General features: G+C 61.9%; 11 protein-coding genes. All 11 read right to left on the bottom strand.

Annotation, left to right across the window (positions count from 1 at the left end; genetic code table 11):
• Positions 1 to 109 precede the first annotated feature (109 nt).
• Complete coding sequence (locus tag H3H45_RS09420; RefSeq protein ID WP_407926687.1) at positions 110 to 2488, bottom strand: efflux RND transporter permease subunit; 2379 nt, start codon at positions 2486 to 2488, stop codon at positions 110 to 112.
• Positions 2489 to 2514: 26 nt separating this feature from the next.
• Entirely contained in the window at positions 2515 to 3594 is a 1080-nt protein-coding gene (locus H3H45_RS09415) for a WD40/YVTN/BNR-like repeat-containing protein (RefSeq protein ID WP_182833474.1), read from the bottom strand.
• A 199-nt stretch (positions 3595 to 3793) separates the two neighbouring features.
• Entirely contained in the window at positions 3794 to 5152 is a 1359-nt protein-coding gene (locus H3H45_RS09410) for a DUF1329 domain-containing protein (RefSeq protein ID WP_182833473.1), read from the bottom strand.
• Between the two features lie 642 nt (positions 5153 to 5794).
• Complete coding sequence (locus H3H45_RS09405; RefSeq protein WP_182833472.1) at positions 5795 to 7165, bottom strand: DUF1329 domain-containing protein; 1371 nt, start codon at positions 7163 to 7165, stop codon at positions 5795 to 5797.
• Positions 7166 to 7226: 61 nt separating this feature from the next.
• Entirely contained in the window at positions 7227 to 9164 is a 1938-nt protein-coding gene (locus H3H45_RS09400) for a DUF1302 domain-containing protein (RefSeq protein WP_182833471.1), read from the bottom strand.
• Positions 9165 to 9603: 439 nt separating this feature from the next.
• Positions 9604 to 12261, bottom strand: coding sequence for an aminopeptidase N (pepN, locus tag H3H45_RS09395; RefSeq protein WP_182833470.1), 2658 nt, complete (start codon positions 12259 to 12261; stop codon positions 9604 to 9606).
• Between the two features lie 14 nt (positions 12262 to 12275).
• Positions 12276 to 13106, bottom strand: coding sequence for a DUF2797 domain-containing protein (locus H3H45_RS09390; RefSeq protein WP_182833895.1), 831 nt, complete (start codon positions 13104 to 13106; stop codon positions 12276 to 12278).
• Positions 13107 to 13117: 11 nt separating this feature from the next.
• Complete coding sequence (locus tag H3H45_RS09385) at positions 13118 to 13381, bottom strand: YeaC family protein (protein ID WP_182833469.1); 264 nt, start codon at positions 13379 to 13381, stop codon at positions 13118 to 13120.
• 40 nt (positions 13382 to 13421) lie between these two features.
• Complete coding sequence (locus tag H3H45_RS09380) at positions 13422 to 14285, bottom strand: rhomboid family intramembrane serine protease (protein ID WP_182833468.1); 864 nt, start codon at positions 14283 to 14285, stop codon at positions 13422 to 13424.
• Positions 14282 to 15253, bottom strand: a complete 972-nt coding sequence (locus tag H3H45_RS09375) for a metallophosphoesterase (protein ID WP_182833467.1) — start codon at positions 15251 to 15253, stop codon at positions 14282 to 14284. The genes H3H45_RS09380 and H3H45_RS09375 overlap by 4 nt, the downstream gene beginning before the upstream one ends.
• Complete coding sequence (locus tag H3H45_RS09370; RefSeq protein WP_182833466.1) at positions 15254 to 16141, bottom strand: NAD(+) kinase; 888 nt, start codon at positions 16139 to 16141, stop codon at positions 15254 to 15256.
• Between the last annotated feature and the right edge of the window lie 7 nt (positions 16142 to 16148).

The raw sequence follows: 16148 nt of genomic DNA, 5'->3' as shown, positions 1-16148 counted from the left end.
ATAGCTGTCGCTTCAGCCGCAAAGCCGCTTGAGCGAAAAACAGCACCCGCCTAAATAGCGAGCAATAAAAAGGGCTCCCGAAGGAGCCCTCTTGTACAGCACTAGAGGATCAGTGCGCGAACAGCGAACCACCGACCTTGCCGGCCAGTTTCTCCGGCTTGATCAGGAAGCGCGCCAGGGCTGGCAGCAGCCACAAGGCACCGAACATGTTCCACAGCAGCATGAAGGTCAGCATCAGACCCATGTCAGCCTGGAACTTGATCGCCGAGAAGATCCAAGTCACCACACCGATGGCCAGGCACAGACCGGTGAACAGCACGGCCTTACCAGTGGACTTCAGGGTCTGGTAGTAGGCTTCCTGCAGGGTCATGCCGGCACGCAGGAAACTCTCCAGACGGCTGTAGATGTAGATGCCGTAGTCGACACCGATACCCACACCCAGCGCGATCACCGGCAGAGTCGCCACCTTCACGCCGATACCCAGCCAGGCCATCAGGGCGTTACCCAGGATGGAGGTGAGGATCAGTGGCAGGATGATGCACAGCATGGCGCCAAACGAGCGGAAGGTGATCAGACACATCACCGCCACACAGATGTACACCAGCACCAGGATGATCAGCTCGGACTTGGCAATGACCTCGTTGGTCGCAGCCTCGATACCAGCGTTACCGGCAGCCAGGAGGAACTCCAGACCGTCCTTGTTGTGCTCATCGGCGAACTCCTGCACCACACCTACGGCGCGCTTGAGGGTTTCCGCCTTGTGGTCGTTGAGGAACACCAGCACCGGTGCCAGCGAGCAATCAGCGTTGTACAGGCCATCGGCACGGGCAATGGAGTTGTTCAGCACGTCCGGGTTGCGCGACAGGGTTTCCCATTTCAGGTTGCCCTCGTTCATGCCCTTGATCACCTGCTTGGACACGCTGACCATGGAAATGGCCGATTGCACGCCCTCGGTGTTCTGCATGCGCCACATCAGCTCGTCCATCGGCGCCATGGCTTCGTAAGTCGAGCAACCTTCATTGGCAGTCTTGACCATCACCACCAGCACATCGGAGCTGGTCGAATAGTTGCTGATAATGAAGTTGTTGTCCTGGTTGTAGCGCGAGTCCGGACGCAGTTCCGGCGCACCCTGATCGAGGTCACCGATCTGCAGGTTGGCCTTCTGGTACCAGAAACCACCGACACCTGCGGTCAGGGCGATAACGACCGAGATCGGTGCCACCACCGGATGGGCGAAGTTGGACAGCAGGCGCCAGAACGGATGCTCGCGGCAGGCGTCCTTCTTGCTGCGCTCGACCGCCTTCTTGCTGATACCGATGTAGGAAATCGCTACCGGCAGCAGGATCAGGTTGGTGAAGACGATCACGCCGACACCGATGGAGGCGCCAATGGCCAGCTCGCGGATCACGCCGATATCGATTACCAGCAGGGTGATGAAGCCGACAGCGTCCACCAGGATGGCGATCATCCCCGGCAGGAACAGCTGACGGAAGGTGCGACGGGCGGCGGTCAGGGCGTTGTCGGCATCACTCGACTGCAGGGCGATACCGTTGATCTTCTGCACGCCGTGGGAGATACCAATGGCGAAGATCAGGAACGGCACCAGCATCGAGTACGGGTCGAGACCGAAGCCGACCAGGTGCATCAGGCCCAGCTGCCAGATCACCGCGATCAGGGTGGTCGAGACCACCGAGATGGTGGATCGGATACACCAGCTGAACCAGTACAGCAGCACCAGGGTGATGGCCAGGGCGATGCCGAAGAACGCCACGACCATGATCAGGCCGTCGATCAGGTCACCGACCTTCTTGGCAAAACCAACAATGTGGATCTGCACATTGGGGTTCTGCGCCTGGAACTTGGTGCGGATCTTGTCTTCCAGCTCGTGGGAGAACTGGCGATAGTCGAGCTTGAGCAGCTCGCTCTGGTTTTCCGGGTTCGGATAGGACTCCAGGAGCGGCACGTCGACGATGCTGGACTTGAAGTTGTTCGCCACCAGGCGACCGACCTGACCCGACTTGAGCACGTTGCCACGCAACTCTTCCAGGCTCTGCGGCGAGCCGTCGTACGTCTGCGGGATTACTTCACCGCCGTCGAAGCCCTCTTCGGTCACTTCGGTCCAGCGCACGCTGGGACTCCACAGCGACTTCAAGCCGGAACGATCGACGCCGGAGATGTAGAACACCTCGTCATGGATCTGCTTAAGCGTCTCCATGTACTCCTTGCTGAAGATGTCACCGTCCTTGGCTTCCACGGAAATACGCACGGTATTACCGAGGTTGGCCAGGTCGTTGCGGTGTTCCATCATCTTCTGGATGAAGGGGTGATCCAGCGGAATCATCTTCTCGAAACTGGTCGAGGGACGAATCATCGAGGCCTGCCAGAGCAGGAACGCGGTGACCAGCAGACAGAGTGTGATCACTATCGGCCGGTTGTTGAAAATCAGGCGTTCCAGAAAGGTTGCCTTGTCCTGGTGATGGCTACTCATCGTACTCATACCCTAAAAAGCCCGGCTTATTGTTGTTGGCCCGGTGTGGCGCCATTCTCTGTCGCGAGCAGCGCGCCACCTTGACCGACGAGGATCAGGTTGCCTGCCGCATCATCTGTTACGCCGGCCAGAGAGGCACGGTCGGAACGGTTGACCACGGAGAAGCTGCGCCCAGCGTCCGTGCTCTTCAGCACACTGCCACCATGCCCGACGATGACCACAGAGCCATCCTTGAGCAGGCTGCTGCCGGCCAGGCCGAACTCCAGCACGCCGGAATCGGAGCGCAGCTGCAGGGCTTGCCAGGTGTTACCGAAGTCGGCCGAGCGGAACAGATTTCCGCGCAGGCCATACACCAGCAGGGTGTTCGGGCTGGTAGTACCTTGCGCGCCAAAAAGCGAACCTTCATACGGGCCCGTCACGCGTTCCCAGGTCTGCCCCCAGTCGGCGGAGCGGAACATGCTGCCCTGCTCGCCCACCACGAACAGGCCAGCATCCTTGACGGCGGCAATGCCGTTCAGGTGATAGCCGTCTTCGTTGTCCAGGCGGTCGCTGACATCGTTCCAGGTCTTGCCGGCATCGCTGGTTTCCAGCAACGCGCCATATGCACCCACGGCATAGCCACGGTTCTCGTCCTGGAACCAGATATCCAGCAGCGGGGCTTCACGTTCGAGGTCTTCGTGCTGCAGGGTCCAGTTGGCACCACCGTCAGTGGTGGCCAGAATCTGCGCATCGTGACCGACGGCCCAGCCTTTCTTGTCATCGACAAAGAACACGCCGGTGAGCATCTGCCGGGACGGCACACGGGCCTGAACCCAGTTGCGTCCGGAGTCGTCGGAAAACAGGATATGGCCACGATCACCTACCGCCACCAGACGCTTGCCGGCATGGGCAATATCCAGCAGCAGGCTGCTGGCAGCCTTGGGTGACTCGATGGCGAACACCGCAGCAGCTTCCGCGGCGACGGTTTGCGTGGGTGCAGCCAACGCCAGGGCAGAGACGACACCGAGCACAGACAAAGCCTTGGCCAGCGGTGATTGAATACGATTGAAAACCTGGACGGAGTGCAGGTTGCCGGAGCGGGTGGGCCGCAGAACGGGCTCACGCATAAAACTTCCCCCTTTATTCTTATAGGTGGGTGCATGCCTTATTGGCAGACCCAGCATGCTATACGGCTTTGGAAAAATCTGACAATCGGCGTGACGTTATGTTTTGTTAAGCGACCTGCCCCGCGGCTGCGCGCAGTTCCGCAGCTTATATGACAAAGGCCGCTACAACTGTAGCGGCCTTTGTGCCTTCAGCGTTTTTTCAACGCGTACCGAGACGCCGCAGCGTGGCCACCGAGAAGTGACTGGCCTCCGGCGTGGGCTGACTGAAGTCACTGGTGCCACGCTCTTCGTTATCCAGGTTCTGCACGTAATAGCGCCCGGATTGCAGATCATGGAACACATCCAGCGCCGACCAAGTGGTCGGCAGCTCGTAGTAGTTCTTCAGGTAGGCCAGCGAGACGCGCCACAGCTCGCCGCGACTGTCGTACTGGTCGACGGCGGCAGCCTGCCAACTGTCCTCGTCGAGGTACAGGGTGCGCTTGCCATACACATGGCGGGCGCCCGCCTTCAGTTTGCCCTCGACCACCCAGACCCGGTGCAGCTCGTAACGGGTATACTGCGGATCGAGATGGCCCGGCTTGATCAGCTGCTCGTACTTCACGTCCGGGCTGGACAACCGGTAGTTGTTGTACGGAATGTAGATCTCGCGTTTGCCCAGCAACTGCCAGTCGTAACGATCCGGCGAGCCGTTGAACATGTCCTTGTCGTCTGCGGTCATCAGATTGTCCGCGGTGGTCAGGGGCGTGTCGTAGGCCACGTTCGGCGCCCGCCGCACGCGCCGCTGGCCGGCGGCATAGGCCCAGGCCTGTCGGGCCTGGGTGACCTGATCAAGGGTCTCGTGCACCAGCAGTGCGCCACCGGCCAGTCGCGCCGGACTCTTGGTCACCGCCATGTAGTAGAACAGCAGATTGTCCAGATCAGCCGCCGAACCACCGGGCTGGTAGTAGTTGAACAGCGCTTCCTGGCGTACGGTAACCAGGCCGTAGCTGCCGTTGCGCTGCACGCTGGCATCCGAGGACTGACGCACCGCATAGGTGCCGCGATAACGCGCGATATGGTTCCACAGCGCTTCGAGGCCATCCTGGGCAATCGGGAACGGAATGCCGCCGTAAGCGCCGGTGAAACCATTGCCGTCCTTCAGCAGCGTGGCTGCGCTGGCGTTCTTGCGCGTGTTGTCATACACCCACTGCGGCGCCGACGCAGTGCGGCGGCTCGGGTAGACCGGAATCTGGAAGCTGCCCGGATAGGCCTTGAACAGAGCGATCTGGCCCGCGGTCAGGTTGGCCTTGTACTGTTCCAGATTGGCCTGGGTGATTGTGAACAGCGGCTTATCGTCCGCAAACGGATCGACATGGTGCTGCCCTGCCCCGGCGTAACCTGCTGGCGGCTGAGTAATGCCGCCGCTCCAGGCGGGGATGGTGCCTGCGGCATTCGCCGCCTTCTCTCCCCCCAGCGGCGTCAAGCTGACCCCGAGCTTGTCCGCTTCCTGTGGCGACACAGCCGCCATGGCATTCGACAGGCATACCAGCAGGCCCGCCGCGAAAACTCCTTTCAACATTCCGTTGCTCCCTTCGTTCAGGCCAGCCAAGCCAGCCGCTTCTACAGATCACCGCCAGGTTGCGCCGGAAAACCCATGCATTCCGGAAAACCTGCCGCACTACCAGGCGCGCGCATGGTACAGGGCATTGTCGGTAATGACTCAGTGGCGAATTAGGGTCTGTTGCCGTTTCGTTCGCGAACCGCGTTGCAGCGCAAAATCGCGCCAGGCTAGGCGCGGGACGCAGGCAATGGTCATTCCCTTGCCAAGTCTCGCAACGACGCATGGCGCGATTTTGCGCGCAACCCTCAGGGACGGGCCCGTTTTTGCGCGGGACGTCGTTACTCGACGGCTCATTTGGACGACCAAACTTCGCGTCTCGCGCCTAGCCCCGCGCAAAAAAGGGCTCCGTCGCGGCCGTGAACGAAACGACAACAGACCCTAAGCTCGACCGCGGCGCAGTTAAGCAGATTGATAGTGGCAAAAGCGCCGAGCAGCGCACGCGCAAAGGAAGCGACCAAGAAGTCCGAAACAGGCTGTAAGGTCAGGCGAAAAAATGTCGGCACGGTCACAGACCGTGCCGCAAAGGGCCGCTCGAGCGAGCGGCCGGAGTAGCACGTGGGCGCGACGCAGGCTAGGCATGCGCCGGGGTGCAGGAAAAACTCAGCGGGTACCGCGGCGACGCAGGGCGGAAGGCGTGAACTCACTGTCCTCGGGGACTTTCTGGAAGAAGTCGACGGTGCCCGGCTCCTCGCTGTCGAGGTTCTGCACGTGGTAACGACGGCCCTGCAGGTCGTGGTAGGCCTCCATCGCCGACCAGGTGGTGGGCAGGTCGTAGTAGTTCTTCAGGTAGGCGATCGACACGCGCCACAGCTCGTTGCGCCCGTCGTACTGGTCGACCACTGCGGCCTGCCAGCTGTCCTCGTCGAGGTACAGGGTGCGCTTGGAGTAGATGTGCCGCGCACCGGGCTTCAAGGTGCCCTCGACCACCCAGACCCGATGCAGCTCGTTGCGCGTCAGCGCCGGATTGACGTGACCGACCTGCAGCAGGTCGCTGTATTTCACCTCCGGGCTGGAGATCTTGTAGTTGTTGTAGGGAATGTAGATTTCCTTCTTGCCCAGCAGCTTCCAGTCGTAGCGATCCGGTGCGCCGTTGAACATGTCGGTGTCATCGGCGGTACGCAGCCCCTCGGAGGCGGCAATCGGCGTGTCGTAGGCCAGGTTCGGCGCACGCCGCACCCGGCGCTGACCGGCGCTGTAGGCCCAGGCCTGGCGCTGCTCCTTGACCTGATCGAGGGTCTCGTGGACCAGCGCCGCACCACCGGCCAGGCGCGCCGGGCTCTTGGTGAAGGACAGGTAGTAGAACAGGATGTTGTTCAGATCGGCGTAGGCGCTTTTCGGATCGTAGTAGCGGAACAATGCCTCCTGCTCCGACACCACCGGCGAATAGGCGCCATTGCGCTGCACCGCCACTTCCGCCGAGCGGCGCACGATGTAGCTGCCGCGATAACGCACGATATGGTTCCACAGCGCCTCGACGCCGCTCTGCGGAATCGGGAAGGGAATGCCACCATAGGCATCGGCAAAGCCATTACCACCATCCAGCAGCTTGGCCGTGGCAGCATTCTTGATGCTGTTGTCGTACACCCACTGCGGCGCCGAGCCGGAACGCCGGGTCGGGTAGATCGGCATCTGGAAGCTGTCCGGGTAGTTGTTGAACAAGGCGATCTGCCCCGCCGTCAGCTGGTCCTTGTACTGCTCCAGATTGGCCTTGGTGATGGTGAACAGCGGCTTATCATCCGGGAACGGATCGACATGGTGCTTGCCCTTGCCCGCATAGCCAGCCGGAGCCTGAGTGATGCCGCCGGTCCATTCGGGAATGGTGCCAGCGGCGTTGCCGGCCTTCTCTGCGCCGAAGGGCGTCAGGCTGGAACCCAGCTTGGCGATATCCTGCGGTGCGACTGCAGCCAGCGCCCCGCCTGCATACAGGGCCAGAGCCACCGCCGCGCCGATCAGCGAGCGTGTCTTCAACATTGCAATTCTCCGTTAACGTGTCAGCGGCCAGGTCTGTGGAGCCTGACTGCTGCGAAAGGGGTTAGAAGGAATACTTGACGTTGATCCCGACGTTGTCGCGGTCACGCCCACTGTTGTTCTGCCCGCCGCCGTAGAACTCGGTGTACTGCAGTTCCGCTTCCAGGCTGTTGAGGTAACTGGCACTCACGCCAACCGTGTAGGCCATGGCCCCTTCGACGAAGTTACCGGTCTGGTGCGAGTTACCCTGGAAGTTGTGCTTGAACACGGCGAAGGGCGACAGGTTGACCCCGGCATAGACGTCGTTCCAGGTGCCGTAGAGGGCCATGGTGTAGCCATAGGCATCCCGGCTGATCTGATCGCCATCGGCGTAACCGGACACATAGGCACCATTGGGCCGCCCGGCGAAACCGCGCTGGGAACCGTCATAGGCGGTGTAGCTCAGGCTGCTGGCACGGACATGCTCGGAGGCCAGCTCGGCCACGCCGAACAGCGAGTCGAAGCTGAGCCCCGCGCCGAAGTTGTAGATAGTGCCCAGCGAAGCGTTGTAGGCCTCGACCCGCTCGTAGTTATGGAAGATCGGACTGCGGCACAGCTGCTTGCCGGAGATAGCGGCACAAGCCTGGTCATCTGGCACGCTGGCATCATAGATATCGGTTGCAACCGGGGTGATTCCAAACCCCTGTACCAGCAGATCACCCAGCAGGTCGTTGGTGGCGCTGATACCGACCGGCAGGTTGGGCCGGTAGGCCAGCTCGCCGAACACCGAGGCCTCGCCAATGGTGGTGTTGAAACTGAAACCGTAGACGCGGATGTCTTCCACGTACTCGCGGCGGGCGATGGCATTACTGGCCGCGTCAAAGGTGGCGACCGCCGGGGCAAAAAGCCCCTGTGCGGCGCCCAGGGCCGCCATATCGACACCCTGATAGTCGCCCATGTCCACCGCTATCTGCGGCTCTTTCGAATGGTAGTTGATGTAGTACAGGCCAAACTCGGTCAGGTTCAGCTCCTCGGCCACATAGCGCAGAGCGAAGCCGTACTGGCCGTCATTCTTGGCGTTGATGTCGCCGCCGACGTTAGCCACTTTGAATGTATTGGTATTTGAATCCAGATAAGCATTCGGCCCGAAAGGCCCATTACCCACCAGGCCGGAAGCGGTCTCTGCCTGGTAAGCAGACATCACCGTACCGACCAGCGGGTTGTCATACACGGTGTAGGCGGTATTACCGCCCGCGGCGAACAGATCGGTCTCGGAGAAATAGGTACCGACCGGGTCGATCGCACTCTCCTTCCAGTTCCACTGGTAGAAGGATTCCAGCGACAGGTTATCGGTCAGGCCGATGTTGAAGTTGAAGGCCTCGACCGGCACCAGCACTTCTTTCAGCTCGGCCCCCGGCAGGCGGAACTTGGCCGCATCCACCGGGTTGGTGGTGTTGATCCCGCCGCGGTAGAAGATGCCCTCACCCCAGTTGAACACCTGGCTGCCGACCTTGACGGTCAGCGGCATATCGCCCACATCCCAGTTGCCATACACATAGGCATCGAGGATCTGCGCATCGCGCCCAGCCTTGTGCCGGGTCTCGTCGGTGAAGTGGTTGTTGTTCGGGTAACCCTGGCTGGGCCGGTAGTCGTCGTTGTCGTTGCGCTTGTCCATGATCTGCGTGTCATAGAACGCCGTGCCACGCACGAACAAACCGTAGTTCTGGTAATTGGCCTCCAGCTCGGAGGTGATCTTGAACACCTCGGAAACCAGGCCGGTATCGAAGTTGCGGTTACCGTCGTTGCCGTTGGTGTCATCGTTGCTCTTATCCTGGCCCTGCACCCGGTACAGCTGGCCATAGGACAGCGTGGTATCCAGCGAACCGGTGATTTCGTCGTCGGCGACACTGAATTCCACGGCTTGCGCCGGCACTGCCAATAGCAAGGGCAAGAGTCCCGCCAGGGCAAAACCCGCACTGGCAGGCGCCAGGCTCAGTGAAGATTTGCGCAAAGGCATATCCATCTTCGGCTCCAATGGTGTGTTGTTCTTGTTATGGGCAGATGACGCCTGCAGCTAGTGCGCGATGAGCGCTTCGTGTGCAGGCAAGCGGAGTAGCCAATACAAGATCGATACCAGAAGCGCCGAAACCATCGGTGTTTTTTCCAGCCATGGCGAAGGCTGTAGAAGAGCCGAAAAAGCCGATCAAAAAATGATCACAGCCAAAAAATCAGACGGCTTTGTCCCGATTCGACCGTGCATTTGGCGCAATCGAACCTTGAGTAATTGAGGGTGTTTTAAAGCAGAGAAAAGCCAGGAAAACCGGGCTTCCGAGAGGGAAAAACTGATCAGGCGGAAAGGAAACAGACTGACGCGTAGCGGTAACAGATAGCGCTACCAAGCAAGCGCTAGGTAACACTCTTTACGCCCCTTCCCTGACAGCAGGAAAGGGGCGTAAAGAGCATCAGGCGAGGCTCTTGCTGACCACCTCGAAGACATCGCTGGACAGCTCGCCGGAAGCCAGGATGCGCTCCAGTTCAGCCTTCATCAGCGCCTGGCGCGAGGCGTCGTACTTGCGCCAGCGGGTCAGCGGGCCCAGCTGGCGCGAAGCGATCTGCGGGTTCGAGGCGTTCAGGCTGATCACCTGGTCGGCCAGGAAGCGGTAACCGCTGCCGTCGGCCGCATGGAAGTTGATCAGGTTCTGCCCGGCGAAGGCACCGATCAGCGCGCGTACCTTGTTCGGGTTCTTCATGGTGAAGGCCGGGTGCTGCATCAGCGCCTGCACCCGCGACAGGCCACCTGGCAAGGTGCTGGCGGCCTGCACGCTGAACCACTGATCCATGACCAGGGCGTTGTCCTTGAAATGCTCGGCGAAGGACTTCAGTGCCTCGTTCTTCTCCGCCTCAAACGACGAGTTGACCAGCACGGCCAGGGCGGCGAGGCGCTCGGTCATGTTGTCGCAGACCTCGAACTGCTCCAGGCAGGCGGCCAGCACCTCGGCCTTGCCGGTCAGCATCAGGTAGGACAGCGCGATGTTCTGCAGGCTGCGGCGGGCGAAATGCGCCGACTCGGCGACATAAGCGGTGCTGCGCGACAGCTCGCGGTTGGCCTGGTAGCGCGCCCACAGCGGTTCGAACAGCGCACTGGCCAGCTCACTGCGAGCAAACTCGCGGGCGGCATGGATGGCGTCGACATCGGCCACATCGCTGATCTCGGTGAGGTAGCCCTCGCCCGGCAGCGAGAGCATCTCCGCGACCATGGCCTGATCCAGGCTGGCGTTTTCCAGCACGCTGCGCAGCGCCGTGACCAGGCGCTGATCGAGCACCAGTGCTTCACCGCGCTGATGCTGGCCGATCAATTCCTGCAGCACCTGCACGGATAGCTGCTGGCCGGCTTCCCAGCGGTTGAAGCCGTCGCTGTCATGCTGCATGAGGAACATCAGCTGGTCGCGGCTGTAGGGGAAGCTCAGCTTGACCGGCGCGCTGAAACCACGCAGCAGCGACGGCAGCGGCTTGGCCTCAAGGTTGAGGAAGGTGAAGGCCTGCTCGGCCTGGGTCACCTGCAGCACGCGGGAGCGCCCTACAGGCTTGTCTTCACCGACCAGTTGCAACGGCAGCTCACGGCCTTCGGCATCCAGCAGCGCCAGCTCGACCGGGATGACGAACGGCAGCTTCTCGGCTTGCCCCGGCGTGGCCGGGCAGCTCTGGCGGAACTGCAGGCGGTAGCTGTTGGCTGCCGCGTCGTAGCTCTCGCTGACTTCCAGACGCGGCGTGCCGGCCTGGGTGTACCAGCGTTTGAACTGGCTCAGGTCGACGCCACTGGCGTCTTCCATGGCCTTGACGAAGTCGTCGCAGGTCACCGCCTGGCCGTCGTGACGGGCGAAGTACAGGTCCGAACCTTTGCGGAAGGTCTCGGCGCCGAGCAGGGTGTGGATCATGCGCAGCACTTCGGAACCCTTCTCGTAGATGGTCAGGGTGTAGAAGTTGGAGATTTCCATATACGCATCCGGGCGTACCGGGTGGGCCATCGGACCAGCATCCTCAGCGAACTGATGGGTGCGCAGGTAGGCCACGTCTTCGATGCGTTTGACCGTGCGCGAGTTCATGTCGGCGCTGAACTCGCTGTCGCGGAACACGGTGAAGCCTTCCTTGAGCGACAGCTGGAACCAGTCGCGGCAGGTCACGCGGTTGCCCGACCAGTTGTGGAAGTATTCATGGGCCACCACCGCCTCGACGCGCTGGTGCGCGGCGTCGGTGGCGGTCTCGGCACGGGCCAGCACGCAGCTGGAGTTGAAGATGTTGAGGCCCTTGTTCTCCATGGCGCCCATATTGAAGTCGTTGACCGCGACGATCATGAAGATGTCCAGGTCGTACTCGCGCCCGTACACCTCTTCGTCCCACTTCATCGACTTTTTCAGGCTGTCCATGGCGTGCTGCACCTTGTCGATGTTCTCCGGCTCGACATAGATGCGCAGGGTCACTTCGCGGGCGCTCATGGTGGTGAAGCGGTCTTCCACGCACCAGAGGTCGCCGGCGACCAGGGCGAACAGGTAGGCCGGCTTCATGAACGGATCTTCCCAGGTCGCCCAGTGGCGGCCGTCGCCTTCGCTGCCAGTAGCGATCGGGTTGCCGTTGGAGAGCAGCACCGGGTAGCTGTGCTGCTCGGCGCTGACGGTCGTGGTGAACTTGCTCATCACGTCCGGGCGGTCGAGGTAATAGGTGATCTTGCGGAAGCCTTCGGCCTCGCATTGCGTGCAGAACATGCCGCTGGACTTGTACAGGCCCTCAAGCGCGGTGTTGCTTTCCGGGTGGATGCGCACGCTGCTGTCGATGACGAAGCGTTCCTGGGTCGGCTGCAGGGTCAGGTGGCTGTCGTCCAGCTGGTAGTCGGCGGCCGTCAGCTCACGGTCATCCAGGGCCAGGTTCAGCAACTCCAGCTGCTGACCATCCAGCACCAGCGGCGGCAGGCCGGCGCCGCAGGCCGGGTTGCGGCGCATCACCAGTTGGGCATGCACCAGGGTGTGATCCTCGTACAGCTCGAAAGTCAGGTGGGTCTCGTCGATCAGGTAGTCGGGGGCCTGATAGTCCTTGAGGTAGATCATTTTCGGCTGTTCGGTACGCATCGGCTTGTGGCCTCTTATTCGGTGAGTACGGCGACCTGGTAGGCCGTGTATTTGCGCAGGTTGATCACGCCCGTGTCGAGAATCAGGTACTGGCCCTTGATGCCCTTGAGGATACCCTCGACCACCGGGGTCTTTTCCAGATCGTGGCTGGCCACCTTGGTCGGGTAGGCCTCGACCGGGTAGCGAATTTCCAGCACCTCGACATCGCTGACCGGCTGGATCGCCTGCAGGCCGAAGCGCTGCTGCAGTGCGGCAATGCCTTCGGCGCAGCTGCTCATAAGCTGCTCGCGCACGCCGGCGAGGTCGACCGGCTCGGCATCGCCCTTGAGCAAGGCGCGCCAGTTGGTCTTGTCCGCCACCTGGCTGCGCAGCAGATCTTCGACGAAACCGGACTGCTGGCGGGTGGCCACGCGGAAGATCGGCAGCGCCTGGCTGGCGCCCTGATCCAGCCAGCGCGTGGGCAGCTGGCTGGCACGGGTAATGCCGACCTTGATCCCCGAGGAATTAGCCAGGTACACCACATGATCGGTCATGCAGAACTGCTCGCCCCACTGCGGCTCGCGGCAGGTGCCGGCGTCATAGTGGCAGCGCTCGGGGCTCATGATGCAGCTGTCGCACTGCGCCAGCTTGGTGAAACAGGGATAGCAGTAGCCCTGGGCGAAGCTCTTCTTGGTCTTGCGCCCGCAGTGGGTACAATGGATGGCGCCAAGGAACTCCAGACGGATGCGCTTGCCCAGCAACGGGTTGACCGGCACTTCCTGCTCGTCTAGACGGAAAGCGTATTGCGCCGTCTCGCCCAGGCGTATGGTCATCTTGCTCAGTGCGCCGCGGCCCAGCTCGTTCATGGTCTGGGTCATCAATGCAGGGTGTCGTTGGATTTAAACAGGATATTGGGGATCGGCGCGGCGTGCGACTGGCACTCCTGCGGGCCCATGTAGCCGGTGCGCTGGTCCTCGGGCAGGTTCTGCACTTCCCAGGCGATCATGGCCTGCAGCGACAGCTCCTTCTGCTCCTGGGTCAGCTTGCGGCCGTCCGGCCATTTGCCGATTTCCACCGCCAGTTTCAGGCTCTGGTAGATCTCGGGGGTGATGTTTTCAATCATTTCGGCAAACGAGGACATCGCAAACTCCAACAGCAGGAGGCTAGAACAGGCTGGCAGTTTACCGGCGCGCGCGCGCCAGTGCACCGCCCAGCAGGCCGGTGGCGCAGCCGGCGAGCAGACCGCCGACATGGGCGGCGTTGGCAATCGCGCCAAAACCGAGCAGGTCGACGGCGCCACTCAGGCATACCAGCAGCCAGATCAGCATCATCACCAACACGCCGCGCGGCAGTACATAGGCCGGGGTCGGCGCCAGCAGCTGGAAGATCCAACAGTAGCCCAGCAGGCCGTAGAGCACGCCGGAAAGACCGCCAAACCTACCGGAGCCTTCAAACCAGAATTGAGCCGAGTTGGATAGCAGGCCAAATAGCAACGTAAGACCGAGCAGCCCCAGACGCCCTTGACGGTATTCGATACGCCTACCTAGCTCCCAGTACCACATGCCATTCATTGCCAGGTGCAGCCAGTTCAAATGCAGCAACATGGGACTAAACAAACGCCACCATTCACCCGCCTTAAGACTGTCGAGCCAGGGCACGAAATAGGCGTATTCGCCATGCACCTGATAGTCAACAAAGGTGATCCAGTGAGTGACGGCATGGTTGTCGCCAAACTGACTCAACAAGGTCACTACCAGCGTTAGCAGCAGCACCAGTGCGGTCAACGGGCTGTCGCGCAGCTGCGTGGCAACCCCGCGCCACGCCGACGGCCGGCCGGGATCTACCTGAACCTGCGCCTCGCCACCTTGCGGGTAGCGCTGGAACAGCCCGCGCACCTCTTCGGCCAGTTGCTCGTCCGGCACCCACAGCACCTGTTCGCCCGCCTCTTCACTGACCCGGTGCGGTACATCAAGTTGCCGCAGCATCCGTACGAAACCGCTCAAATCCTCGCCCAGCGGCCGGCGCAGCGCAGCCACGATGCTCATCGTGGCGCCTCCGGGGGCTCGACTTCGACCCAGACGAACTTATGCGGATCGATCTGTGTTTCCTGATCCAGGCGATAGGCCACCAGCTTGCCAGCCATTACCGCGCTGTAGTCCAGGCAGGCCAGATTGGGCCGGATCGGCGCCGGCAGGCCACGCCGCCAATAGTGGCCAACGAACAGCATTGGCTGATCCAGGCCGTATTGCAGCAGGCGGTTGCGATCGTCCGGCGACAGCGGCGTACGGGCCACCTCGTCGGGCAAGGCATCGGGCTGGAAGACCACGTCGCCGTAGGTTTGCGGGTTGTCTTCCCAGAACTTGGTACGGAAGAAGGCGCGGGTAAAACCTTCCTCGCTGGTCAGGGTCAGGCCCTGCGGCAAACGCATGTCGGTGCCACGCAGCAGGCGTTCGAAGACCCGGTTGGCGAAGCTGCCGGGCACGCCCGAGGCCTTGACGAAGGCCTCGTCGATGCGGCCATCGGCATGTTCGGCGCGCAGGGCGGCAATCAGTCCAGCATCCCAGCAGGCGTGCACCATACGGAAACGGCCGGCATCGAGAAACAGCGGCAGTTGGTAGAACCAGCCGAGGAAATCCTGCCAGTCGGCCGGGTGGCCCTCGAACTGCAGCAGGGTCTGCTCCAGCAGGCGTTCGTGGCGCGGCGTGTGCTCACGGACGAACTGCTTGCCGCTGCCTTCCAGCGCCGGCGTACACCAGCCCAGGGCGTTGTATTCGTGGTTACCCATGATGCACAGCGCCTGGCCGGCGGCGACCATGTCGTGGACCAGATGCAGGGTCTCGCGGATGCGCGGGCCCCGGTCGATCAGGTCACCGAGGAACAGCGCCATGCGCTGCGGATGACGCCAGACGCCGGCATGCCGCTGGTAGCCCAGCTGCTCGAGCAGGCGCGCCAGGCTATGGGCACAACCGTGCACATCGCCAATCAGGTCGTAGCCGCGCGCGGGGTCGAGCATCTAGTCGTTGCCCCCCAGACGGCTGCCCCAGCCCAGCTTGGTGCGGCAAGCCTCGTAGTAGTTGTGTCCGAGCGGATGGATCAGGCGCAGCTTGTGCGGCTTCTTGGCCACCGTGATGGTGTCGCCCGGGGCGCAGGTGAAGTGGTTCTGCCCGTCGCAGGAAACCAGCGGGTAGATCGGCAGGTCATCCGCCACCACAACCTTCAGCTCGCTGTTGCCATCGACCACGATTGGCCGGCTGGACAGGGTGTGCGGGTACATCGGCACGATGACCATGGCATCCAGCTTGGGGTGCATGATCGGCCCGCCGGCGGACAGCGAATAGGCGGTGGAGCCGGTCGGAGTGGCGATGATCAGGCCGTCGGCCTTCTGGCTGCAGACAAATTGACCATCGATATACAGCTCGAACTCGATCATCTTGGTCGACTTGCCCGGGTGCAGCACCACGTCGTTGAGCGCATCGCCCTGGCCGATGGCTTCGCCGTGGCGGCGCACCTCGGCTTCCAGGAGGAAGCGGCTCTCCTCGAGGAAATTGCCCTCGAGCACCTCGGCGACCTTCACTTCCAGCTCGTCCGGGCGGATATCGGTGAGAAAGCCCAGGCTGCCGCGGTTGATGCCGAGTACCGGAATCTTGTGCCGGGCCAGGGCGCGGGCGGCACCGAGCATGCTGCCATCGCCACCGACCACGATGACCAGGTCGCAGACCTCGCCGAGGATCTTGCGCGAACTGGTCTGCAGGCCGTGGCCCGGCAGCACTTCGGCGATGGTGTCTTCGAGAATCACATGCAAGTGACGATCGATGAGGAATTTTTTCAGGCGGCGAATGGTATCCAGCACCTGCGCGCTACCCAGACGACCGATGATGCCGATATTGCGAAATTGCTCCATGGGGCGC

Origin of the sequence: Aquipseudomonas guryensis, from assembly GCF_014164785.1 — a bacterium.
Lineage (GTDB): Bacteria > Pseudomonadota > Gammaproteobacteria > Pseudomonadales > Pseudomonadaceae > Aquipseudomonas > Aquipseudomonas guryensis.
The sequence above is the reverse complement of the archived record's forward strand: the minus strand, read 5'-3'. Positions and strand labels throughout refer to the sequence as shown.

Excerpts from the sequence above, each read along its gene's own strand:
- H3H45_RS09415 (WP_182833474.1), bottom strand. The coding sequence starts at position 3,594 with ATGCGTGAGCCCGTTCTGCGGCCCACCCGCTCCGGCAACCTGCACTCC.
- H3H45_RS09385 (WP_182833469.1), bottom strand. The coding sequence starts at position 13,381 with ATGTCCTCGTTTGCCGAAATGATTGAAAACATCACCCCCGAGATCTAC.
- H3H45_RS09420 (WP_407926687.1), bottom strand. The coding sequence starts at position 2,488 with ATGAGTAGCCATCACCAGGACAAGGCAACCTTTCTGGAACGCCTGATT.
- H3H45_RS09380 (WP_182833468.1), bottom strand. The coding sequence starts at position 14,285 with ATGAGCATCGTGGCTGCGCTGCGCCGGCCGCTGGGCGAGGATTTGAGC.
- H3H45_RS09370 (WP_182833466.1), bottom strand. The coding sequence starts at position 16,141 with ATGGAGCAATTTCGCAATATCGGCATCATCGGTCGTCTGGGTAGCGCG.
- H3H45_RS09375 (WP_182833467.1), bottom strand. The coding sequence starts at position 15,253 with ATGCTCGACCCCGCGCGCGGCTACGACCTGATTGGCGATGTGCACGGT.
- pepN (WP_182833470.1), bottom strand. The coding sequence starts at position 12,261 with ATGCGTACCGAACAGCCGAAAATGATCTACCTCAAGGACTATCAGGCC.
- H3H45_RS09410 (WP_182833473.1), bottom strand. The coding sequence starts at position 5,152 with ATGTTGAAAGGAGTTTTCGCGGCGGGCCTGCTGGTATGCCTGTCGAAT.
- H3H45_RS09400 (WP_182833471.1), bottom strand. The coding sequence starts at position 9,164 with ATGGATATGCCTTTGCGCAAATCTTCACTGAGCCTGGCGCCTGCCAGT.
- H3H45_RS09390 (WP_182833895.1), bottom strand. The coding sequence starts at position 13,106 with ATGAACGAGCTGGGCCGCGGCGCACTGAGCAAGATGACCATACGCCTG.
- H3H45_RS09405 (WP_182833472.1), bottom strand. The coding sequence starts at position 7,165 with ATGTTGAAGACACGCTCGCTGATCGGCGCGGCGGTGGCTCTGGCCCTG.